The sequence below is a fragment of the Actinomadura harenae genome (genome assembly GCF_003696215.1).
Lineage (GTDB): Bacteria > Actinomycetota > Actinomycetes > Streptosporangiales > Streptosporangiaceae > Spirillospora > Spirillospora harenae.
In genome coordinates, this window is sequence record NZ_RFFG01000011.1 from 43644 (window position 1) to 66867 (window position 23224).

Annotated in this window: 17 protein-coding genes; 7 read left to right on the forward strand and 10 right to left on the reverse strand. The window is 73.4% G+C overall.

The window, feature by feature from the left end; translation table 11 throughout:
• Positions 1–87: 87 nt before the first annotated feature.
• A complete protein-coding gene (locus EBO15_RS08390; protein ID WP_122193755.1) occupies positions 88–1533 on the forward strand; it encodes an APC family permease in 1446 nt (481 codons plus the stop codon).
• A gap of 63 nt (positions 1534–1596) precedes the next feature.
• Here EBO15_RS08390 and EBO15_RS08395 read toward each other — a convergent pair whose 3' ends face one another.
• Positions 1597–2382, reverse strand: a complete 786-nt coding sequence (locus tag EBO15_RS08395; protein ID WP_122193756.1) for an acetoacetate decarboxylase family protein — start codon at positions 2380–2382, stop codon at positions 1597–1599.
• Between the two features lie 161 nt (positions 2383–2543).
• On the opposite strand from EBO15_RS08395, the gene EBO15_RS08400 reads away from it, so the two are divergent.
• Positions 2544–3962, forward strand: a complete 1419-nt coding sequence (locus EBO15_RS08400; protein ID WP_233616053.1) for a glutamine synthetase family protein — start codon at positions 2544–2546, stop codon at positions 3960–3962.
• Between the two features lie 13 nt (positions 3963–3975).
• Positions 3976–5226, forward strand: coding sequence for a cytochrome P450 (locus EBO15_RS08405; protein WP_122193758.1), 1251 nt, complete (start codon positions 3976–3978; stop codon positions 5224–5226).
• A 37-nt stretch (positions 5227–5263) separates the two neighbouring features.
• Here the strand turns inward: EBO15_RS08405 and EBO15_RS08410 are convergent, their stop codons facing one another.
• A complete protein-coding gene (locus EBO15_RS08410; protein ID WP_122193759.1) occupies positions 5264–6475 on the reverse strand; it encodes an MFS transporter in 1212 nt (403 codons plus the stop codon).
• A gap of 116 nt (positions 6476–6591) precedes the next feature.
• Between EBO15_RS08410 and EBO15_RS08415 the strand changes: the two genes are divergently transcribed.
• A complete protein-coding gene (locus EBO15_RS08415) occupies positions 6592–7509 on the forward strand; it encodes a LysR family transcriptional regulator (protein WP_122193760.1) in 918 nt (305 codons plus the stop codon).
• A gap of 58 nt (positions 7510–7567) precedes the next feature.
• Here the strand turns inward: EBO15_RS08415 and EBO15_RS08420 are convergent, their stop codons facing one another.
• From EBO15_RS08420 to EBO15_RS08445, 6 genes are all read right to left on the reverse strand, one after another.
• A complete protein-coding gene (locus EBO15_RS08420; RefSeq protein WP_122193761.1) occupies positions 7568–8380 on the reverse strand; it encodes a hypothetical protein in 813 nt (270 codons plus the stop codon).
• Between the two features lie 263 nt (positions 8381–8643).
• Positions 8644–8832 carry a DUF397 domain-containing protein gene (locus EBO15_RS08425; RefSeq protein WP_122193762.1) on the reverse strand — a complete coding sequence of 63 codons (189 nt, stop codon included), beginning with the start codon at positions 8830–8832 and terminating at the stop codon, positions 8644–8646.
• Entirely contained in the window at positions 8816–9631 is an 816-nt protein-coding gene (locus EBO15_RS08430; RefSeq protein WP_122193763.1) for a helix-turn-helix domain-containing protein, read from the reverse strand. The genes EBO15_RS08425 and EBO15_RS08430 overlap by 17 nt, the downstream gene beginning before the upstream one ends.
• Positions 9632–9784: 153 nt before the next feature.
• Positions 9785–11227: a hypothetical protein gene (locus tag EBO15_RS08435; protein ID WP_122193764.1), complete on the reverse strand. Its 1443-nt coding sequence runs from the start codon at positions 11225–11227 to the stop codon at positions 9785–9787.
• A gap of 66 nt (positions 11228–11293) precedes the next feature.
• A complete protein-coding gene (locus EBO15_RS08440) occupies positions 11294–12721 on the reverse strand; it encodes an aldehyde dehydrogenase family protein (RefSeq protein WP_122193765.1) in 1428 nt (475 codons plus the stop codon).
• Between the two features lie 19 nt (positions 12722–12740).
• Positions 12741–14231, reverse strand: a complete 1491-nt coding sequence (locus tag EBO15_RS08445) for a PucR family transcriptional regulator (protein WP_122193766.1) — start codon at positions 14229–14231, stop codon at positions 12741–12743.
• A gap of 92 nt (positions 14232–14323) precedes the next feature.
• On the opposite strand from EBO15_RS08445, the gene gabT reads away from it, so the two are divergent.
• Positions 14324–15661 carry a 4-aminobutyrate--2-oxoglutarate transaminase gene (gene gabT, locus EBO15_RS08450; protein WP_122193767.1) on the forward strand — a complete coding sequence of 446 codons (1338 nt, stop codon included), beginning with the start codon at positions 14324–14326 and terminating at the stop codon, positions 15659–15661.
• A gap of 85 nt (positions 15662–15746) precedes the next feature.
• On the opposite strand, the gene EBO15_RS08455 is transcribed toward gabT, so the two are convergent.
• The gene (locus EBO15_RS08455) at positions 15747–17465 is read right to left on the reverse strand and encodes an ExeM/NucH family extracellular endonuclease (protein ID WP_122193768.1); all 1719 of its coding nucleotides are present in this window, start codon (positions 17463–17465) and stop codon (positions 15747–15749) included.
• Positions 17466–17637: 172 nt separating this feature from the next.
• Between EBO15_RS08455 and EBO15_RS08460 the strand changes: the two genes are divergently transcribed.
• Together EBO15_RS08460 and EBO15_RS08465 are read left to right on the forward strand one after the other, a co-directional pair.
• Positions 17638–18420, forward strand: a complete 783-nt coding sequence (locus EBO15_RS08460; protein ID WP_122193769.1) for an IPT/TIG domain-containing protein — start codon at positions 17638–17640, stop codon at positions 18418–18420.
• Between the two features lie 95 nt (positions 18421–18515).
• Positions 18516–21485: an AfsR/SARP family transcriptional regulator gene (locus EBO15_RS08465; protein WP_122193770.1), complete on the forward strand. Its 2970-nt coding sequence runs from the start codon at positions 18516–18518 to the stop codon at positions 21483–21485.
• Here EBO15_RS08465 and EBO15_RS08470 read toward each other — a convergent pair.
• Entirely contained in the window at positions 21482–23191 is a 1710-nt protein-coding gene (locus EBO15_RS08470; RefSeq protein WP_158628163.1) for an AfsR/SARP family transcriptional regulator, read from the reverse strand. The two genes, EBO15_RS08465 and EBO15_RS08470, sit on opposite strands and share 4 nt — an antisense overlap.
• Positions 23192–23224: the final 33 nt, after the last annotated feature.

Sequence of the window (23224 nt, forward strand, 5' to 3'; positions counted from 1 at the left end):
CCGCGCCCTGCCCCCGACGAACTCCCCGGGCGATCCTCCCGCGCGCACCCACCCCCGCACTCACCCGCGCCCAGCCTGGAGCCGTTGATGGCGATCTCAGATGTCGCATCCCCCTTGTCCGCTCCCGCCGACCAGCCCGGACGCCGCATCGGCGTGCCTGGCATCGTGTTCTTCGTCGTCGCCGCGTCCGCGCCCCTGACCGTCGCGGCGGGCGGCATGCCCACCTCGTTCGCGGTGTCGCGGACGCTCGGCATCCCGGCCCTCTACGTGGTGCTCGGAGCCCTGCTCATCGTCTTCACCGGCGGATACGCCGCGATGAGCCGCTCGATCGCCAACGCCGGGGCCTTCTACGCCTACGTCACCCACGGCCTCGGGCGCGTGGCCGGGGTCGGGACGGCGTTCATCGCGCTGCTGTCCTACAACACCATGCAGGTCGGCCTGTACGGCATCTTCGGCTTCACCACGGCCGACCTGCTCAAGAGCAAGCTCGGCTGGGACCTCCCGTGGTGGGTTGTCGCGCTCGCCGGGGTCGCGGTCGTGGCCGTCCTCGGGTTCCGCCGGATCGACCTGAACGCCCGGGTCCTCGGCGTCCTGCTCGGGATCGAGTTCCTGACCGTCCTGGTGTTCGACCTCGCCCAGTTCGGGGACGCGCCGGACGGCGTGACCGCGCAGCCGCTCGGCTGGGACGCCGTCCAGACGGGCGCGACCGGCGCGGCCATGGTCGCCGCGATGGCCAGCTTCATGGGCTTCGAGGCCGCCGCGATCTACAGCGAGGAGTGCCGCGACCCGCGCCGGACGGTCGCCCGCGCGACCTACATCGCCGTCGCGATCATCGCCGGGTTCTACGCGTTCACCGCCTGGGCCATGACGATCGGCGCGGGCCCGAGCCAGATCATCGACCGGTCCGGCAAGGAGGGCCCCGGGATGGTCTGGGGCCTGGCGACCGAGCACGTGAACAGGACGTTCTCGGACGTCGCCCAGTTCTTCCTGGTCACGAGCCTGTTCGCGGCGCTGCTGTCGTTCCACAACGCGGTCGCGCGCTACTTCTTCTCGCTCGGACGCGACGGCGTGCTCCCCGCCCCGCTCGCCCGGACGCACGCCAAGCACCAGTCGCCGCACATCGGCTCGGCGACGCAGACGGTCCTGGCGATCGCCGTGGTCGTCGCGTTCGCGATCTCCGGCAAGGACCCGGTGCTCACGCTGTTCAACTGGTTCACCAACCTCGGCGCGCTCGGCGTGATGCTGCTGCTCGCGCTGACCTCGGCCGCCGTCGTCGCGTACTTCCTCAAGGACGCGCGGAACGAGAACCTCTGGAACCGCATGATCGCGCCGACCCTGGCCGGGCTCGGGCTGGCCGCGCTGTTCGTCGTCTGCCTGCGCAACTTCGACGCCCTGCTCGGCGCGGACAAGAACTCCCCGCTGGTCTGGGTCCTGCCCGGCCTGATCTTCGTCTTCGGGCTGGTCGGCGTCGGGTTCGCGCTCGTCCTGCGGGCGCGGCGCCCGGAGGTCTACGAGCGCATCGGCCGCGGCTGACGCGCATAACGCCGAAGCGGCGTGCCGGGGGAGTTCCCTGGCACGCCGCTTCCGCTCAGACCGTCAGGCGAGCTTGCGCCCGCCGTTCCAGACGACGCCGACCTGCCGGTAGTAGGCGCCGATGATCTCGTCCACTTCCAGGGACGCGAGCTCCTCGGTCGGGGCGTCGAACAGCCGCAGCTCGGCGTCGCCGCGCCACGCCGGGCCCGCCTCGAACGAGGACGCGCCGGACTCGATCAGCTCGTCCAGCGCGGGCGCGCCGCCGGGCTCGATGCTCGGCAGGTACCGGTGGTGGGCCATGGGGTGGCCGTTGACGAACCCGTTCGTCTCGGACGGCCCGCGCAGCGTCACCACGGCCTCGGCCAGGCGCCGGTCGGCGGCGGCGAGCGTCGCGCCGAACCGTCCGCCCTCGGCGATGCGCGGCGCGGCCCCGCCGAACGGGTGCGGACGGGTCTGGTGGATCGAGCCGAGCTTCTTCGGGTAGCCCTGGTGCAGGCCGCGCGCGATCGCGAAGTCCTTGTCGACCCAGATGTAGACACAGCGCGAGTAGGTCCGTCCCTCGAAGGAGCACCGGACGACGACGAAGCACTCCTTGTACTGCGAGCGCACCGGGTCGAGCAGCTCCTCGCCCGAGGACGAGCAGGACTGCCAGTCCGCCCAGATGAGCGCGACCGCGCCCGGGTCCTCGTCGGCGAGGGACAGCGGCGCGGGCAGCAGCTCGGCCACGCGCGCCGGGTCCGTCCGGTACTCGATCGTGAGCAGGTCGCCGGAGTAGTGCCACGGCGGGCTCGGGATCAGCGACGACCGGCCCGTCGCGGTTCGGGGGTGCAGGAAGCCTCGCACGTCCATGCTGCTCCTTCGGATGTTCGTTTGGGTCCGTACGTTATCGGCGGGCTTCGAACATGACCAGGGGCCGGACCGGATTTCGGTCGCCCGGAGGTCTTGTCAGCGCTTACTTCGCCTCATATGGTTTGGGCTCAAATGACCCCCCGGTGAGGGAGTGTTCGACGGTGAACAACCCACTCGACCCGGCCCGTGACCACACCGCCGCGGGCCCGGACACCGCCCCGGCCGCCGGCCCGGCCGCGGACCTGGACGTCGCGTCCGTCGTGGAACGGCTCGTCGCGGACGGGATCGACGTCGTCCGCGTCGCCTACCCCGACCTCATCGGCACCGAGCGCGCCCGGGACGTCCTGGTCGAGCAGCTGCCCGGAGTGATGGAGCACGGCCTGGCGTTCTGCCGGGCGGTCTACCACACCACGCCGATGGGCGACGTCGTCCCGGTGCCCGAGGGACTCGGCGCCGGGCTCCCCGACATCCGGGTCGTCCCCGACCTCGCGACGCTCACCCCGATCCCCTGGGAGCCGGGCGTCGCGCACTGCCTCGGCGAGGCCTACGAGCCCGAGGGCGAGGACCACTGTCCCGAGGGACCGCGCGAGGTGCTCCGCCGCGTCACCGCCGCCCTCGGCGCGACCGGCCGCACCGCCGTCGCCGGCCCCGAGCTCGAGTACTTCCTCTGCGAGCCCGACCCGCAGAGCCCCACCGGCTGGCGCCGCTACGGCGACGCCCCCGGCAACGTCTACGTCGCCGGACGCAAGGGCGACCCCGAGGGCCACCTGCTGTCCACGCTCCGCCACCTGAGGGACTTCGGGATCGGCGTGACCATGGGCAACCACGAGTTCTCCGGCGGCCAGTTCGAGATCAACCTGAACCACTCCGAGGCCCTCGACGCCGCCGACCGCGCCTTCCGGTTCAAGTCCGCCGTCAAGGAGATCGCCCGCCACGAGGGACGGCTCGCCACGTTCATGGCCAAGCCGTTCAACGACGAGGGCGGCTCCGGCTTCCACGTCCACCTGTCGGTCTGCGACGAGGCCGGACGCAACGTCTTCGCCGACGAGACCGGCGAGCACGGCCTCTCCGACACCGCGCGGCACGCCATCGCCGGCGTCCTGGCCCACGCGCCCGCGCTCGCCGCCCTGTTCAACCCGACGATCAACTCCTACAAGCGGTTCGGGCCGGACACCCTCGCGCCGTGGCTGATCGACTGGGGCCTGGACAACCGCAGCGCGATGGTCCGCGTCCCGCCGGAGCGCGGCGCCGCGAGCCGGATCGAGGTCCGCCTCGGCGACGCGACCGCCAACCCCTACCTCGGCATCGCCGGGCTCGTCGCCGCCGTCCACCTCGGCGTCCGCGACAAGCTCGACTGCCCCGCGCCGCTGGAGGGGTACGGCTACGACGCCGAGCGCTCCCCGCTGCTGCCCGCCGACCTCCCCGCCGCCCTGGACGCGCTGGAGGCCGACACCGACCTGACCTCCGTGCTCGGCGAGGAGTTCGTCCGGGCGTTCCTGACCTACAAGCGCGACGAGGTGGAGCGCTTCCAGCGGTACGTCACCGACTGGGAGTTCCGCGAGTACGCCTACCACCTCTAGTAAGGAGCCTCGTTTGAGCACCGCGACCTCCCTGGACCTCGCCGACCCGGACCTCTTCCTGGACGGCGCGACCCCCTACCGGATCTTCGCCGACCTGCGCCGCACCGACCCCGTCCACTGGACGCCGGAGCACGACGGCGGCAGCGGCTTCTGGTCGCTGACCAAGCACGCCGACATCGTCCGCGTCGACCGCGACGCCGAGACCTTCACGTCCACGAAGTTCGTGAACCTGGAGGAGGTGGACGACCGGCAGGCGAGCATCCGCCGCTCGCTGCTGGAGACCGACGGGCCGCGCCACCACGCCCTGCGCCGCGTCCTCCAGCGCCAGTTCACCCCGCGCGCCGTCGCCGGGTACGAGACGTTCCTGCGCGGACTCACCGCCCAGACCCTCGACCGGGCGCTCGCCAAGGGCACGTTCGACTTCGTCAAGGAGGTCGCCGCCGACTTCCCGATCAACGTGCTCGCCCGCATGATGGACGTCCCGGAGGACGACACCACCCGGCTCATCGAGTGGGGCAACCGGATCATCGCCAACCAGGACCCCGAGTACGCCGACGTCGTCATCCACAGCGCCGAGTCGGAGAAGTACAAGGACCTGCCGTTCCGCTCGCCCGCCGCCCTCGAGGTCTTCGAGTACGGCCGCGACCTGGCCGCGCGCCGCCGCGGCGGCGCCGGCGAGGACCTGGTGTCGAAGCTGGTCAACGAGGTCCCGCTGGACGGCGAGCCGCTGTCCGGGCACGACTTCGACAACTACTTCCTGCTGCTGGTCGTCGCGGGCAACGAGACCACCCGGCACGCCATCACCCACACGATGCGCGCCCTCATCGACCACCCCGAGCAGGCCGACCGGCTCCGCGCGAACCCGGCGCTCATGGAGCAGGCCGTCGAGGAGTTCCTGCGCTGGGCGTCCCCGGTGTACCACTTCCGCCGGACGGCCACCCGCGACGTCGAGCTGCGCGACAAGACGATCCGCGAGGGCGACAAGGTCGTCCTCTGGTTCGCCTCCGGCAACCGCGACGAGGACGTCTTCGAGAACCCCGACGTCTTCGACGTGACCCGCACGCCGAACGACCACGTCACCTTCGGCAAGGGCAGCCCGCACTTCTGCCTGGGCAACGCGCTCGCCCGCCTGGAGCTGCGCGTCATGTTCGAGGAACTGCTGCCGCGGCTCGCCGACATCCGCCTCGCGGGCGACGTCCGGCGCGTCCGGTCCAACTTCGTGAACGGCATCAAGGAGATGCCGGTCACCGTCACCCTCGCCTGATGAACCGGGGTGGGCCCGCCCGCACGGGCCCGCCCCCTCAGCGGCGTCGCGCGATCGCCACGGCCGCGACCGCGCCCACCGACAGCAGGACGGCGAACCACAGCATCGACGCGTGGAACCCGAAGTTGCGCTGCGCCACGGTGAACGCGACCGACGGAAGCCCCGTCCCCACATAGGCGACGGCGAAGAACACCGCGAGGACGCCCGCCCGCGACTCCGGCCGGGCCGCCCCGGCCGCCTCGGCCAGCGCCGCCTTGAACAGCAGCCCCGCGCCCGCCCCCGTCACCGCGGCCGCGACCAGGAACACCGCGAGCGACGGCCGGTACAGCGACAGGACGGTCAGCGCGAGCCCCGCCGGGAACAGCACGACGCCGAACCCCGACATCCGCGTCTCCGACCAGCCCCCCGCCGCGAGCTGCACGACCGCGCTCGCCGCGAAAAGGATGAACCCGGGCATCCCGCCCGCGAACACCGACGACGCGCCGAGCTCGCCGCGCAGCATCACCGCGCTCAGCGCCGAGAAGAACCCCATCACCGCGAACGCGAACGCACCCATCCCCGTGGCCCCCGCGAACACCGCCCCCGCCCCGGGCCGCAGCCCGAACCGGCGCGGCGTGCGCTCCGACCCGGTCACCGTCTCCGGCGCGTCCAGCAGCAGGACGACCGCCAGTGCCGTCATCGTCACCGCGAACACCACGAACGTCGTGGCCAGCGGCCTCGGCGCCCACGCGCCCAGCACCCCGGCGACCAGCGGCCCGAGCGCCAGCCCGCCCAGGTTCGCCGACGCCGCGACGACCCCCGGCACCGGCGACAGCGGACGGTCCGGATGCGCCCGATGGAACAGATCGGACAGATAGGTCGTCGCGGTCGCCGCCATCAGGCCCGTCCCGACCCCGTTCAGCGCCCGCGCGACGATCAGCGCCGGCAGCCCGTGCCAGACCACGAACAGCACCGCCGACCCCGTCGTGACCAGCAGTGCCGGGACGATCACCACCCGCCGCCCGTGCCGGTCCGACAGATGCCCGAGCAGCAGGAACCCGGTGGCCGTCCCGACGACGATCGCCGCGAACGCCACCGTCACCATCGTCGGCCCGAGCCGGTCCCGCGCCGCGAACAGTGGCCACAGCGGGGTCGGCGCGGTCCCGAACGCCATCACGACCGCGAACGCCGCCGCCGTGACCCAGAACGCGCGCGTGTACGCCCCGACCTCCGCGCGTGGACGGCTCCGAACCAGGGACACGACAGGCATACCAACTCCATTCGAACGGGTGACCCCTCCAGAGAAGCAAGCCGCCGAGCCCGGTCCAACCCCCTCCACGGCAGAAAGTAGAGATACCTTCCATCTCTTCCAGAGATAATCAGGCCATGGAGCTACGCCACCTCCGCCACTTCGTGGCCCTCGCCGAGGAACGCAACTTCACCCGCGCCGCCGCCCGCGAGCTGATCGTCCAGTCCGGCCTGTCGTCCTCCGTCCGCGCCCTCGAACGCGAGGTCGGCGCGGACCTCTACGTCCGGGGGAGCCGCCCCGTCCGGCTCACCGCCGAGGGCGCCGCGCTCCTCCCGGCCGCCCGCCGCACCCTCGAATCCGCCGAGGCCGCCCGGCAGGCCGTCCAGGACGTCCGCGGCCTCCTCTCCGGCCACCTCCGCATCGGCACCTACCCGATCAACCCGCGCCTGCTCCCGCTCCCCGCCCTGCTCGTCGCGTTCGCCCGCGCCCACCCCGCGCTGGACGTCTCCATCCGCCAGATCGCTGGCACCGGCCTCGCCGCCAAGGTCGCCGACGGCGAACTCGACTGCGCCCTCTTCGACCAGCTCGGCCCCCCGCCCCCAGGCCTCCGCTCCATCCCCCTGATCTCCGAGGACCTCCAGGTCGCCATCCCCGCCGGCCACCCCCTGGCCACCCGCGCGACCCTCACCCTCCCCGACCTCGCCGGCGAGCCCTTCATCGAGACCGACCCCACCTGGACGACCCGCCACCGCACCGACGCCGCTTTCACCGAAGCCGCCGTTCCCCGCCGCGTCATCTGCGAGGTCGCCGACTGGCAACTCCTCCGCGACCTCGTCGAGGCCGGCCTCGGCCTGGCCCTGGCCCCACCCACCCAACTCACCCCGAGAGCCGACGGCCCCACCGACACCGTCCGCCTCATCCCCCTGAAGAACCCCCAGGTGACCCGCCGCCTGACCCTGGTCCTCCCCACCACCCCGTCCCCAGCCGCCGCCCGCTTCGCCACCCACCTGACCACCTGGACGACCAACCCCCGCATGTCCCCCACGAAACAATGACCGCGCCCCCTGAAGACCCTCCTCAGGACGCGCGGCCCGGCCGTTCACTCAACCCGGTTCAGTCGAACAGCTCCTCAACGCGCTCAACGAGCGCGACCTTGTCCAGCCACACATCGAGCACGCGCAGGTCAGTGCACGCGGTGATCCGATCGGCCGCCTCGGACGGGACCTCGATCCCACGCGACCGGAGGACCGCCAGCACCCCCTTCGCTCTGCCTTCGGCCTCGCCCTCGGCTTTGCCGTGGGCCTCGCCTTCGGACCAGAGCCGGCGGCCCCAGTCGCTCTGCGGCCTGTAGGTGTCGCTCTTCATGATGGTCTCCAGGGTGTGTCGGGCGGCGTCCGTCAGGCGTGCCAGCACGTAGTCATAGTACTTTTCCCGTTTCTCCTCGTCCGTGACCTGCAAGGCCGCAGCCACGGCCTCCAGGACGGGCGGGCCTTCCACGTCGGCGTGCGCCGGCGAGGAGAGGAGCACCCATTCGGGCCACTCCCGGGCCGACGCGGTGTCGATGATCGGCTTGAGATCTTCGGGGCTGTAAGCCAGCACCGTCAGGTCGAATCCGGGATGTCCGGTCTTCATGGGGGTGCGGACGCGGCGCGCGATGGACGGGGTCGGGCACATGGCCATGATGGTCGTCGGACACTGGAAGCGCCGCCGGATGCTGGTCACGTACTCCGGCCAGGAGTAGGAGATGCGCTCCAGATCCGCCTTGCCGGCCTTGCGCTGCACCTCATGGATGATCGCCCGCCGGGGGGTGTCGGCGGACGAGCCGATCAGCGCGATGTCCATGCTGATCTGCTGCGGCGCGAGGTTGGTGACGGTCTCGGGACCCATCTGCCAGCACACGTCGTCCGGCATGTCCAGGCCGAACACCTCGGCCGCGACCTTCCGGGCCAGCTCGGGGCGGTTCCGGAAGAGTTCGAGAGTTATCTCGTGATCTTCTGAAGGGGGCATGTGGCGGACACTAACGGTGTTCGAGTCGACACGTTGTGCGATTTCGGTAAGTGGGTCACCGAACGTGGTTTCGTTCGAACAAACCGCCCGTTGGTGTCGCCCGTGATGTCGAGAACGCCCTTATGCGCGAACGAAACGGGCCCGCCTTTGAGGGCGAGCCCGTTCTTCGTTCGGGGTGGGGGTCAGGCGGGGGTGTGGGTCCTGACGGTGTTGATGAGGGTGGTGAAGCCCGGGCCGTCCAGTTCCAGTCGGGGGCCTTCGGGGTCCCTGCTGTCGCGTACGCCGACGGTGGGTCCCAGGTCCGCGAGCTCGACGCAGTCGCCGCTGCTGCTTCCGCCGCCGCTGTGACTGCTCTTACGCCATTCGGTCACTGATGGCCTCCAGCTTCTGCCTGATGAGCGATCGTGTGGCCGTCTCGGAGAGGGCCAGGGCGTTCATGCGGTCGCACCGCAACACCAGGTCCCTCACCTCGTCGCTGTCGAGTACCACTTTGCCGCCCAATTGGGCCCACATGTACCCGACCTCGTGCCTGGATCGAGTCTGGATGACCTCGAAACTCCCGGCGGTTCCGATGTTCCATTCGCTGGACGGTATGACCCTGATGCTGACGCGTTCGCTCATGTCCAGCAGGTGCTGGAGCTGTTCGCGCTTGAGGTCGGAGTCCAGCGGCGGGTCGAGGGCGGACTCGTCGATCAGTACCCACAGGCGCAGGCGTGGGAGCTGGCTGAGCAGCAGTTCGGTGCGCTCCATGCGTTCGCGGAGCGCCTGCTCCACGTCCGCGACGATCCGCATGCTCTTCAGCGATTCGCGGGCGTAGCCCTCGGTCTGGAGTGGCACGGGGATGAGCCCGTGTGCGTAGGTCTTGACATCTCCGGCGTTCTTCTCGAAGTCCCAGAGCTGCTTGACCCAATCCTCCTCCTGGCCGATCTTCACCGCGAAGCTGCGCATGGCGGAGAAGACGGTGCCCCAGGCTTCGTCGAGGGCCTCGACGTGGAGTTTGGTGAGTTTGAGGCGTCCGGCTTCGTAGTTTCCTACGCGCTGCCGGTCGGCATCGATGATCCTCGCGACGTCGTCCAGTGTCAGTCCTCTGAGCTTGCGCTCGTGGCGCAGCTGGACGCCCATGGCGTTCCAGAGGGACGCGAACGGGTCGAGAAAGTCGGCGGCGGGCATCGGCGACTCCCGTTTGTAGTAAGGGGGGACCCTCCAGGGGTTTTGTGGTCAGCGTATGGCGGGGTGGGTGGAGGTGAGGTCTTATTGCTTCAGATTTCTTGCATGGTGAAAATATCTCCTTGTGGCATTCGAAAATGGTGTCATAAATGGGTTTTATTGGACGCGGTGTCGGTCGATGAAGGGCTGCATCTCGTTGGTGGGGAGTGCGGGGTTGGCGGCTGCGGCTTCGGCCACGTGGGGGTCCTCGTCGGCGAGGAGGGCGAGGACGGTCTGCGGGGGGAGGGCGGGGTGGGCGGCGGCGTGGCGTTTGGCCTTGGGGTTGGTGAGGCAGGGCAGGAGTGCCGTGGGTGTGGCGTTGGTGTGGCGGGCGATCCCGATCAGCGCGTCCTGGGAGGGGTTCAGGGCGGCCAGGGCCTCCAGGAGTTCGGACGAGGCGTTCGGGTTGGCGGCCACATGGGCTGCGATCTTCTTGCCGTGCTGGTCGAGGAGAGTTCTGAGCCGGGTCTCGGTCAGGGTGGGGTGGGGAGCGATCGCTCGGGCGGTCAGGTGGTCCGGGGTGTCCGCCAGGAGGGCGTGGAGGGTGTTCGGCGGGTCGTGGCGGGTGGCGATCCGACCGCGGACGGCGGTGCCGAGCCTGGTGTTCGACGCCACGGCGACCAGGAGGTCCAGGGGGACGCGGGGGTTGCGGGCCACCGCGCGGCGGATGTGAGGGTCCGTGGACGCGGCGAGGGTGCGCATGAGGTCCTCGGTGATCGCCGGGTTGGACGCCAGGTCTCCCAGGACGCCGGGCTCGGTGCTCTCGGCGAGGCGCGCGGCGGCCGCGGGGGTGAGGTCGGGGCGGGACGCCAGGGCCCAGCGGAACCCGAGTGACGGGTGGTCCGCGAAGGGCATCGCGGCGGACGCCGGCGTGGACGGGTTCTCCAGCGCGCGCTGCCGCATGATGCCCACGGTGGACTGGTGGGTGCCGTCGCAGGCGGCGCCGGGTGGCAGGTCGCAGTCGGTGTGCGGGCAGTCCGGGGCGTGGACGAACGGGATCGGCCGTCGTTCGCAGACGACGCACCGGGCCGGAGGCGGGACGTCCCCGGTGAGCAGGGCGGCGAGGACGTCCGGGGGCGTCGACTCGTTGGCGGCGACGGCGGCGCGGACGTCGGCGTGCGGGTGCCGCGCGAGGCGGGCGGCGATGGTGGACGGGGCCCAGAGGGCGGACTCCGCGACGACATCGAGGACGTCGTCGCAGGCCAGGGCGTCCTGGACGTCGGGTGGGAGGTTCGGGCACTCGACGAGGCGTGTCCGGAGCGCGGGGTCCGGGGACGCCAGCAGCGTTCGGGCCCAAGCGGGGTGGCCTCGGCCGGCGGAGAGGAAGGCGAGGGCGGCGTCCGGGGAGGCCGCCGGGTCGACGTCGAGGGAGTGGCGTGCGGCGAGCGGCCAGGCGCAGGACGCGTCGATGGCGAGGAGGGCGGCGGCCTGCTCGGGGGTGAGGTCGTCCCGTTCGGCGAGTTCGGCCGCGATGTCCCGGTCGCCGGTCGCGATCAGGCGGTCCAGGAGGGAAGGCGGGAGGGCCGGGTTGGCCGCCAACCCGAGCAGGACGGGATGCATCCGCTCATCCTGCCCGGCCTGGACCGGCGATCGGGCCGTCCACGGCGGGACGGCCCGATCCGGGCGTTACAGGGGCAGGCCGGTGAGGACCATGATCTTTTCTTCGGTGTAGTCGGTCATGGCGGAGTGGAGGCCCTCGCGGCCGACGCCGGAGTCCTTGACGCCGCCGTAGGGCATCTGGTCGGCGCGGTAGGACGGGACGTCGCCGATGATGACGCCGCCGACCTTCAGCTCCCGGTGGGCGCGGAAGGCGATGTTGACGTCGCTGGTGAAGACGCCCGCCTGGAGGCCGAAGGCGGAGTCGTTGACCTTGGCGAACGCCTCGTCCACGCCGGAGGTCCTCTGGACGACCAGGACCGGGCCGAAGATCTCCTCGCGGAGGACCTTGGCGTCCTCGGGGACGTCGGTGAGGATCGTCGGGGCGTAGGTGGCGCCCTCGCGGGTGCCGCCCACCAGGACCTTCGCGCCGGACGCGACGGCCTCGTTCACCCAGGCCTCGACGCGCTCGGCGGCGGCCTCGCTGACGAGGGGGCCGACCTGGGTCTTGTCGTCCCACGGGTCGCCGGTGACCAGGGCGCCCACGGTCTCGGCGAGCTTCGGCAGGAACGCGTCGTGGACGGACTCGTCGACGTAGACGCGCTGGACGGCGATGCAGGACTGCCCGGCCTGGTAGTTGGAGAACAGGCCGATGCGCTGGGCGGCCCAGTCGAGGTCGGCGTCCGGGAGGACGACGGCCGCGCCGTTGCCGCCGAGCTCGAGGGTGACGTGCTTGCGCGGCACGCGGTCGTTGATCGACCAGCCGACCGGGACGGAGCCGGTGAACGACACGACGGGCAGACGCGGGTCGTCCACGAGGTCGGAGGCGCGGTCGTTCGGGACGGTCAGCACCGAGACCATGCCGGCGGGCAGGTCCGTCTCGGCGAGGATCTCGCCGAGGACGAGCGCGGACAGCGGCGTCGCCGGGGCGGGCTTGACGATGATCGGGGCGCCCGCCGCGATCGCCGGGGCGACCTTGTGCGCGGTGAGGTTCAGCGGGAAGTTGAACGGCGCGATGCCGAGCACCGGGCCCTTGGGGACGCGGTCCACGTACACGAGGCGGCCGACGCCGCCGGGCTCGGTGTCGAGGCGCTGCGTGGTCGGGGACCAGCGGCGGGCCTCCTCGGCCGCGAACCGGAACACCGACACCGCGCGCCTGACCTCGACGCGCGCCCACATGAGCGGCTTGCCGTTCTCGGCGGTGATCAGGCGGGCGATCTCCTCGAGCCGCTCCTCGAGGCGGCGGGAGACGTGGGTGAGCGCGTCCGCGCGCACGTGGACGGGCAGGGCGGCGGCCTGGTCACGGACGGCGTGGGCCGCCGCCACGGCCTCCTCGACCTGCTCGGGCGTGGGCACGGCGACGACGCCGACCTCGCGGCCGTCGTACGGGTGCGTCACGGCGAGGGTTTCGGTGCCGGTCTCGGGGCGCCCGGCGAGCCAGAAAAGAGTCACGTCCATACCCCGACGTTATCTCTGCCTACTCCTGGTCGGACGCTCCGGTCAGGCCAATCGGACCGGTCGCGTTGTCCGTGACGGCGAGCGCCACCCACAGTTCGGCCCGGACGCCCGGGTCGTCGAGGTCCCGGTCGAGGAGGTCGGCGACGCGGCGGACGCGGGTGCGGAGCGTGTGCCGGTGGACGTCCAGGTCGCGGGCGGCCTCCTCCAGGCGCCCGCCGGAGGCCAGGTAGGCGCGCAGGGACGTCAGGAGGGCCGGTTCGGCGGCCAGGGGGGCGAGCAGGGCGTCCGCGAAGCCCCGCGCGAGGTGCGGATCGAGGACGCCGAGAAGCCCCTGACCTGGGAGTTCGTCGTAGCCGAGGGGCTCGCCGGTGCGGCGGGCGGCGGCCAGGGCCCGTTCGGCCTGGACGAGCGCCGCCGCCAGGTCCGGGGCGGACGCGGCGGGCTCGCTGATCCCGGACGGGCCGCCCGCGAGGGCCGCGACCCGGCGGGCGGCGGACGCGGGAGCGATCACCACGACATGCCCGGGACGCGGCAGGGCCAGGCAGCGGTCGCCCAGCGGGTCGGCCTCCAGGGCGTCCACGATTCCCGTGTCGGCGCAGGCCAGGACGGTCGCGGGGAACCTCGGCGCGGCCCGGTCCGGCGCGGGGAGGCCGAGGAGCACGGCGGCGAGCGCCGCGCGGAGGTCGCGTCCCGAGCGGGGTGTCTCGGACCGGAGCGTCAGCAGCGCCGCCGCGGCCCCGACGATCGTGTGCGCGACGTGCGGCAGCGGCGCGGGCGTCCCGACCGCGAGGAACCCGAGCGGCCGGTCGCCGAGCCCGATCCCCTGGACGACCACGTGCGCGTCCCCGTCCACCAGCGACAGGCTTCCCACGACCGCCCGCCCCCGCGCCCCCGCCCCGCTCGGCGCGGGGGTGGACGGGCCGGGGCGGAGTCGGGCGAGGTCGGGGGTGAGGGCGGCGGCGCGGGACGCGGCGGACGCGGGCTCGGCGTGCCGGACGGCTCCGGCGGTGTCCAGGAGCAGCGCCCAGCCGCCCAGTTCGCGCGCCAGCCGGACGATCACGGCGGCGGGGCCGTCCAGGGCGGCGCGGGACAGGGCGCGCTGGGCCTGGAAGGCGCGCGTGACGTCCTCGTACCACTCGGCGGCGAGCATCCGGGAGACGGCCTTGCCGACCGCGATGAACGGCGTGGCGCGCGGGACCTCCAGCAGCGCCAGCCCGTGCGTCCGCGCCGCCGCGACCAGGGCCGGGGGCACCGCGTCGTGGACGACGCCGATCCCGAAGCCGACGCCCGCGACCTCGCGGCGCACGAGCCGCGCGACGTAGTCGTAAGCGTTGTCCGAGGTCAGCCGCATGCCCGTGGTGAGGAGGAGCTCGCCGCCCTCCAGGTAGGCGGTCGGGTCCTCCAGTTCGCTGACGGCGACCCAGGAGACGGGGGCGTCCGGCGGGACGGGCGTGAGCGGGCGCAGGCCGAGCCGGGGCAGCGCGGCGACGGCGGCGAGGCGGGGCGGCACGTCCGGGTCCTTCCGTCAGGGCGAGCCGCGCGACACCGATTCGCCGCCGCGGCGAGTTCAGCCTACGGCCCCGCCGGTCTACCGTCGGCCCCATGACCAGCGAAATCGCGCAGGAACGGCGCATCGTCACGGAGATTCCCGGCCCCCGCTCCCGGGAGTTGCAGGAGCGCCGCACGGCGGCCGTCCCGCCCGGCGTCGGCAGCGTCCTGCCGGTGTACGTGACGGACGCGGGCGGCGGCGTCGTCGTGGACGTCGACGGCAACTCGCTGATCGACTTCGGCTCCGGGATCGCCGTCACCAACGTCGGCAACGCCAACCCGCGCGTCGTCGAGCGGGTGAAGGCGCAGGTCGAGCGGTTCACCCACACCTGTTTCATGGTCGCGCCGTACGAGTCGTACGTGCAGGTCTGCGAGGCGCTGAACGCCCTCACGCCCGGCGACCACGAGAAGCGGTCGATCCTGGTCAACAGCGGCGCGGAGGCGGTGGAGAACGCCGTCAAGATCGCCCGGTACGCGACCGGGCGGCAGGCCGTCGTGGTGTTCGACCACGGCTACCACGGCCGGACGCTGCTGACGATGACGCTCACGGCGAAGAACATGCCGTACAAGCAGGGCTTCGGGCCGTACGCGCCCGAGGTCTACCGGATGCCGCTGGCCTACCCGTTCCGCTGGCCGACCGGGCCGGAGAACTGCGGCCAGGAGGCCGCGGAGCAGGCCATCGAGCAGATCACCAAGCAGCTCGGCCCGGAGAACGTGGCCGCCGTGGTGATCGAGCCGATCGCCGGTGAGGGCGGCTTCATCGAGCCCGCGCCGGGCTTCCTGCCGCGCATCGCCGAGTTCGCCAGGGAGCACGGCATCCTGTTCGTCGCGGACGAGGTCCAGACCGGCTTCGCGCGCACCGGCGACCTGTTCGCCTGCGAGCACGAGGGCATCGTCCCGGACCTGATCACGACCGCGAAGGGCATCGCGGGCGGCCTGCCGCTCGCCGCCGTCACCGGCCGCGCGGACGTCATGGACAAGGTCCACGGCGGCGGCCTCGGCGGCACCTACGGCGGCAACCCGCTCGCCTGCGAGGCGGCCCTCGCCGTCCTGGAGGAGATCGAGTCGCAGGGCCTCGTGGAGCGGGCCCGCGCCATCGGCGACACGATGCTGCCGCGGCTGCGCGAGCTCGCCGCGAAGCACGACATCGTCGGGGACGTCCGGGGACGCGGCGCGATGATCGCCGTCGAGCTGGTCAAGCCGGGCACCAAGGAGCCGAACCCCGAGGTCACGGCCGCGATCGCGCGCCGCTGCCACGCGGCCGGGCTGCTCGTCCTCACCGCCGGGACCTACGGCAACGTGCTGCGCTTCCTGCCGCCGCTGGTCATCCCGGACCACCTGCTGGACGAGGGCCTGGACATCCTCGCCGAGGCGTTCGCCGCGACCTCCTGAGACGCGGCGTCCTGAGGGACGACCTCCTGAGAGAAGATGATGCCCGGGGCGTGCGGCACGCCCCGGGCATCGTCGTCTCCGCTGGTCAGCGCAGCTTCAGGCCGATCACGACGGGGTCGTGGTCGGACGACCGGTACGCGTCCGGGTGGTACAGGAACGGCGGGTTGTACTTCGTCGGGTAGCCCTCGGCGAGCGGCTCGTCGGCGTTGATGTGCCAGATCGCCGCGCCGGTGACGCGCTTGGAGAACGCCTTCCCGGCCAGGATGTGGTCCAGCTCGCCGGACTGGCCGTCGAACACGTAGCTGTAGCGCTGGGCGGGCTTGACGAACCGCTCGGTCTGGCCGACCAGACCGCCCGCGACCAGCGCCTTCACCGGGTCCTCGGCGGTGTAGGCGTTGAGGTCGCCGAGGACGACCGGGTTCTTCTCCCGGGCGGCCAGCTCGGTGATCGCCTTGGCCTGCGCGACGCGGCGCGGGTTGAAGCAGCCCTGGCCGTCGCCCTGGTCCTTGTCCGCGCCGGTCGCGCCGGTGCAGCCCTTGGACTTGAAGTGGTTGGCGATCAGCGTGAACGTCGTGCCCTTGCCGTCGGCGCGCGCGAACGTCTGGACGAGCGGCGGGCGCTCGAAGACCGGCGCGTCGGTCGAGCGCGGGGCGCCGACCGGGCGGACCTTCGCGGGCTTGTAGATCGCCACGACGTGGATCTGGTCGGTGCCCGGGTTCGGGTGCCGGATCCACGCGTAGGTGCCCGCGCCGACCTCGCCGTTCAGCTTGTCGACGAGCGTCTGGATCGCCGAGTCGGCGCCTGCGGCGTCGTTGTTCTCGACCTCCATGAGGCCCGCGACGTCCGGGTCGACGCCCTTGATCGCGGCGACGAGCTTGGTGAGCTGCCGGTCGCGCTCCTCGGCCGAGGTCGCGCCGCGCTCGTTCAGCGTCGTGAACCAGTTCTCGGTGTTGAAACCGGCGACGCGGACGTCGCCGCCGACCGGGGCGGGCCGGGCGTGGCGCGGGTTCGTCCGCGCGAACGTCGGCAGCGTGGGCGGCTCGAGCCGGTACGTCCCGAAGCCCTGCGACATGATCGCGGTCAGGTTCGTCGTCGAGTCGCCGACGCGCAGCACCTTCGGCCTGGTGTACGGCGGGACGGCCGGGTTCTGCACGTTCGACCCGTCGTCCAGGAGGACGCGGTGCGCGTCGTTCCACGCCTGCGACCTCCCCCGGCCCTCGGTCGGGTTGAACAGGCGTCCGGCGGACGACAGGGACACCTCGCCGTAGCGGCCGAGGTTGTACACCTCGGTCGCGGTGAGGCGCTGCTTGAAGCGGACGAGCATGCCCTCGTACCGCTCCATGGTCACGCCCGCGGGGAGCGGGAGCTTCACGTCGACGGGCCTGACGGGCTCGGTCGCGGTGCCGCAGACGTCCACGGCGGACACGGGCGACAGCTCGGTCAGCCCGCTGTACTCGGTCACCTTGCCGGTGACCAGGACGCGGTCGCCGGGCTTCACGTCCTGCGTGGAGAAGACGAACAGGCCCTTGGAGGACGCGGGGTCGGCGTCGGGGGCGGGGTCCTGGACGAAGAACCCCTTGAGCTGGTCGGCCCGGCGGAAGTCACCGGTCACGACGCCCTCGACACGGACGGTCCGCCCGGCGAGGGGGGAGGCGTCCCCGGACCCCTGGACCTGCGCGATCCGGTGGTCGGCGGGCGTCTCACAGGCGGCCGCGGGGGTCTCGGCGCGGGCGGTGCCGGAGTATCCGGCGAGCCCGGCGGCGGCGACGGCCGCGGCCGCGAGTGCTGCTGCTTTTCGGCGCATGGGAGGCGAGCGTAGAGGCGGACATCCGCCCCAAACAGAACCAAGGATGAAGACTCCACCAATTCGTAATGAGATGGGGTGAATTCAAGAGCCCGCCGGGTGTGTCACCGTGGAAACGGCCCGCCCGGGTGGAGCGATATGCGTGAGACATCCCCGACGTGAGGAATATTCAGTGCAGGAGTCACCGGTCGGCAGCGACTACGCGCGCACCCGCGACATCGTCGCAGTGGCGCTGGTCATCGTGCTGCTGGCGGCCGCGCTGGTGTCCCTGCTCGTCCAGGCGTGGCCGCCCGCCACCCCACCCGGCGCGACCACCGCGCCCGGGCACACGCTGGACTGGTTCGGGTGGCGGACGCACGTGTCCCGCGACAAGGCGATGTTCCTCGTCGTCCTCGCGGCGGGCGCGCTCGGCTCCTGCGTCCACGTGTCGCGGTCGCTGTACTGGTACGTCGGGAACCGGTCGCTGCGGCGCAGCTGGCTGATGATGTACCTCATGCTGCCGTTCGCGGGCGCGCTGCTCGGCCTCATCGTCTACCTGGTGCTGCGCGGCGGCCTGGTGACGGGCGCGGGCGGCGCCGACGACGTCAACCCGTACGGGATCGCCGCGATCGCCGCGCTGGTCGGGCTGTTCTCGCGGGAGACGGCCGAGAAGCTGCGCGCGGTGTTCGCGACACTGCTGGCTCCCGCGCAGCAGGGACGCGACCAGGCGATGGGTCCGCAGGTCCGGGGCGTGGACCCGGCGGACGCGGCGCCTGGCGAGAGCGTCCGCATCACCGGCGTCGGACTGGCGTCCGCGACGGCCGTCCGCTTCGGCTCCGCCGAGGCCCCGGTCACGGACGTCACCGACACCGGCCTCACCACCACCGTCCCGGCGGACGCGGCGACCGGACGGCCGGTCGTGCGCACCCCGGGCGGATCCGCGACCAGCCCGGCCCCCTTCACCGTCCGGCGGTGACCGGGCCCGGCACGGCCGCCACCACGTTCCGACGAGCGACCACGTTCCGATGGCCGACCACGTACCGATGACCGGCGTTCGAGAGGGTTTCCGGGGTGACCTCGACACGACTGCGCTTCACGCTGCTCGGACCGCTGACGGTCCGGCGCGATCCGCCGGAGGCGGGTGAGGGACGGGGAGAGCTCGGGATCGGGGCGCCGCAGCAGGGCGCGCTCCTCGCCGCGCTGCTGCTGCGCGGCGGCCGGACGGCCGGGATCGGGGACCTGGTCGCCGCGCTCTGGGAGGGCGAGCCGCCCGCCCGCGCGGTCGGCATGATCCGCACCTACGTGTCCCGGCTGCGGCACGCGCTGGAGGACGACCGGACGCGTCCGCGCGTCCTGGTCTCGACGGGACGCGGGTACGCGCTGCGCGTCCCGGCCGAGTCGGTGGACGCCGTGGTGTTCGAGCGGCTCGTCCAGGACGCGCGCGCCGCCGCCGGACGCGGCGACCACGCCGGGGCCCGCCGCCTGCTCCTGGACGCCGAGGCCCTGTGGGGCGGCGAACCCCTCGTCGGCCTGCCCGGCCCGTCCGCGGCCGCGCACCGCGAACGCCTCCGCCTCCTCCGCCTGGACGCGCTGGAGACGCGCCTGGACGCCGAACTCGCCCTGGGCGCCCACGCCGAGGCCGCCGTCGAACTGGCCGCGCTCGCCGCGGCCCACCCCCTCCGCGAACGCCTGCACGCCCTGCGCATGCTGGCCCTCTACCGCAGCGGCCGCCGCGCCGAGGCGCTCGACGCCTACGCCACCGTCCGCCGCTCCCTCGCCGAGGAACTGGGCACCCGCCCCGCCGCCCCGCTGCGCGACCTCCACGAGCACATCCTCCGCTCGTCCCCTGACCTGACCGCCGCGAACGAACCGTCCGGTGACGGCGCCGCCGAGCAGGTGTACGAGCTGCCCCGGGCCGTGCCGGACTTCGTCGGGCGGGTCGGAGAGCTGGCACGACTGCGGGCGACGCTCACCGGGGCCGCGCGGGGCGAGCGGCGCGGGCGGGCGCCCGTGGTCGTGACGCTGGCGGGCGGTGCGGGGGTCGGCAAGACGACGCTGGCCGTCCAGGCGGCGCACGAGGTCGCGGGGGCCTTCCCGGACGGCGTCCTCTACGCCGACCTCGGCGCGGCCCGGACCGGCCCGGACTCCGCGCCGGCCGAGCCGGGGGAGGTGCTGCGCGGGTTCCTCCGCAGGCTCGGCGTCGTGGACGCGGAGCAGCCGAACGACGACGTCGCCGCCGCGGCCGCGCTCTACCGGTCCTGGCTCGCCGACCGGAGGGTGCTGGTCGTCCTGGACAACGCGGGCGACACCGCGCGCCTGCGGCCGCTGCTGCCCGGCGGCGCGGGCTGCGCGGTGCTCGTCACCGGCCGGGTCCGTCCCGCCGCGCTCCCCGTCGACCGCCACCTCGACCTCGGGACGCTGGACCGCCGCGACGCGCTCGACCTGTTCGCGCGGATCGCGGGCGAGGCGCGGACGGCCGCCGAGCGCTCCGCCGCCGAGGAGGTGCTGCGGCTGTGCGACCGGCTGCCCCTCGCCGTCCGGATCGTCGCGTCGCGGCTGGCCGCGCGCCCGGACTGGACGGTCGAGTCCCTGCTGGGCCGCCTGGCCGACGGACGGCGGCGGCTCGCCGAGCTGCGCCTCGGCGGGACGGCCGTCGAGTCCACCTTCCAGCTCGCCTACGACCAGCTGGACGCCGCGCGGGCCCGCGCGTTCCGCCTCCTCGCGCTCTCGGACGCGCCCGTGATCCCGGTCGGCACCGCCGCCGCGCTCCTCGGCACCGGGGACGAGGAGGCCGAGGAGCTCGCGGACTCGCTCGTCGAACTCGGCATGCTCGCCGCGCCCGCGCCGCGCCGGTACCGCTTCCACAACCTGACCCTGCTGTTCGCCCGCGCGCTCGGCGAGCGCCAAGGCGCCGGCGAGAGGCGCGCCGCGTTCGCCCGCCTGCTCGCCCACCACCTGGACGCGCAGCGGGAGGCCCTCGTCGTCCTCGGTGAGAGCCCCGCCCAGGCGCCCCGCACCGGGCCGCCCCGGTTCACGTCCGCGAGCGCCGCGACCCAGTGGACGACCGACCACCTCTCGGAGCTGTTCGCGCTGGTCACACGCTACGCGTCCGACTCCGCCCTGCCCCTGGACGGCGTCGCCGAGCTGACCCTCGCGCTGGCGCAGCAGCTCGACGACGGCCCCCGCTGGGCGGAACTGGTCGTCGCCGCCCGCGCCCTCCTGGACGCGGCGCTCCCGGCCGGGAACCGGCGCGCGGAGATGGCCGGCTCGTTCGTCCTCGGCTACCACCTGATCCACTGCGCCAAGCGGCCCGGGGGCCCGGAGCTGGTCCGGCGCGCCGTGGAGCTCTGCCGCGAACTGGGCGACGAACCCGCGCTCGCCGAGGCGCTGAGCATCCTCGCGCTGGACGCCTTCTACCGCCGCGACCACACGTCCGGCCTGACCCACTGCCGGGAGGCCCTGGCGATCGACGTCCGGACGGGGAACCTGCGGGGGCAGGCGACGCGGCTGGCGAACATCGCGCAGCTGCACCTCGAGACGGGCGACCGGGCGTCCGCGCTCGCCGCCGGGTACCAGGGGCTCGCGCTGGCCCGCCGCGCCGACGCCCCGGTCGCCGTCGCGTACACGCTCTACCTGGTCGGGCAGATCCTCGGCTCGCTGGACCGGCACACCGAGGCGCTCGGCGCGTACGACGAGGCGCTCACGGTCTGCTGGACGCACTCGCTGCCGCTCCGCGAGGCGCAGGTCCTGATGCGGATGGCCGAGACGCGCCTCGCGCTCGGCCAGTTCCAGGACGCCGCCGACACCGCCTCGCAGTCCCTCGCGGTCGCGCGCGTCATCGGCGTGGACTGGCAGCAGGCGCGCACCCGGGTCGTCCTCGGACGGGCCCTGGCCGCGCTCGGCCAGACGGCCCGCGCGCGCCGCGAATGGCGCACCGCGCTGGACGCCTTCGTCGGTCTCGGCACGGCCGAGTCCGCCACCGTCCGGGCCCTCCTCGCCACGGGGGAGCAGCCGACCACGATGGGCGCGTGCGTCCGCTAGGGCCGCTCGGGGAGGTGCCGGGCGAAGAGGTGGACCAGGTCGGGATACCGGAACCGGCCGGGTGACGGCGACACCATCAGACCGGAGCCGACCAGCCCGGACAGGACGTCCGCGACCTCCTCCGGCGGACGTCCGAGCAGCTCGGCGGCCTGATCGAGGGAGAACGCGACTCCTCCGGAGCGGGCCAGGAGCGCCAGCGCCCGCGCCCGCCCGTCGTCGAGCCGCGCGTGCTCGCGGGCGAACGCCGCCTCGACGCCGAGCGTCCCGACCTTCAGCTCGGCGAGGCGGCGCCGCTCGTCCGCGAGGCGCCGGACGAGCGAACCGGCCGTCCAGCCGGGCCGGGACGCCAGCCGCGCCGCGAGGATCCGCAGGGCCAGCGGCAGCCGCCCGCACAGCGCGACGGCCTCGGCGACGGCGTCCGGTTCGCGCGCGACGCGGTCCCGGCCCGCGACGCGCCCGAAGAACGCGACGGCCTCGTCCTCGGAGAACTCGGCCAGCTCAACGGCGTGCGGGACGCCCTCCGGCCGGACGCGGCCGGTGACCAGCACCGCGCAGCCCCCGCCCGGGAGCAGCGGACGCAGCGACCTGGCGTCCGGCGCGTTGTCGAGGACGAGCAGCATCCGCCGTCCGCGCAGCGCCGAGCGCACCCGCGCGGCGAGTTCGCAGCGGTCGGAGACGCCGCCCGCCGGGACGCCGAGCGTCCGCAGGAAGTCCAGGAGGACCGCGCCGGGCTCGTCGCGGCGGAGGTCGGCATAAAGCTGGCCGTCCGGATACACATCTCTGACGAGATGGGCGACGTGCACGGCCAGCGCCGACGTCCCGACCCCGACCGGCCCGCACACCGCGACGGCCGAGGCCCCGCCCGACAGCAGGCGCGCCAGCTCCCCGGCCTGCTCCTCGCGCCCGGTGAAGTCGATGAGGTCGGTGGGGAGCTGCGCGACCGCCGAGCCCCGGGGCGGACCCGCGGCGATGACCCGCCGCAGCTCGACCAGGCCGGGATCGGGACCGAGGCCCAGCTCGGCGTCCAGCAGCGAACGCGACCGCTCGAACACCTCGATCGCCTCGGCCCGCCGCCCCGACCGGTGCAGGGCGAGCATCAGCAGACGCTGGAACGCCTCGCGCAGCGGATGCTCGGCCACCAGGGCCGCGAGCCCCGCGACGGCCTCCTCGTGCAGGCCGAGCGCCAGATCCAGCTCGAACCGCGTCTGGGACGCCGCCAGCCGCCACTCCGCGAGCCGCGCCCGCTGCGCCCGCGCGTACGGGCCGGGCAGATCGTCCAGCGGGTCGCCCGTCCACAGCTCCAGCGCCTCCGCGACCAGGCGCCGCGCCGCGGCGGGCGCACCGGACGCCCGCGCGCGCTCGGCGGCCGCGAGCCGCGTCCGGAACAGGGTGGCGTCCAGGTGCCCGTCGGGCAGGACGAGCCGGTACCCGTCCCCGGCGGTGAGCAGCACCGACGGCCGCGCGCGGTCGGGTTCGACGGCCGAACGCAGCCGCGACGCGTAGGTGCGGAGGGCGGCGCGCGCCCGCTCCGGGGGCCGCTCGCCCCACAGCGCCTCCACGAGGGTCTGCGCGGCGGCGGCCCGTCCCTCCTGCAACAGCAGGAACGCCAGCATCGCGCGCTGCTGCGGCGCGCCGAGGTCGAGCTCGGCGTCCCCGCGCCACCCGCGCACCGGTCCGAGCACCGCGAACCGCGGCCCATCGCCCATCCGGTCCCTTCCGCCGCAGACGTGACCGACATG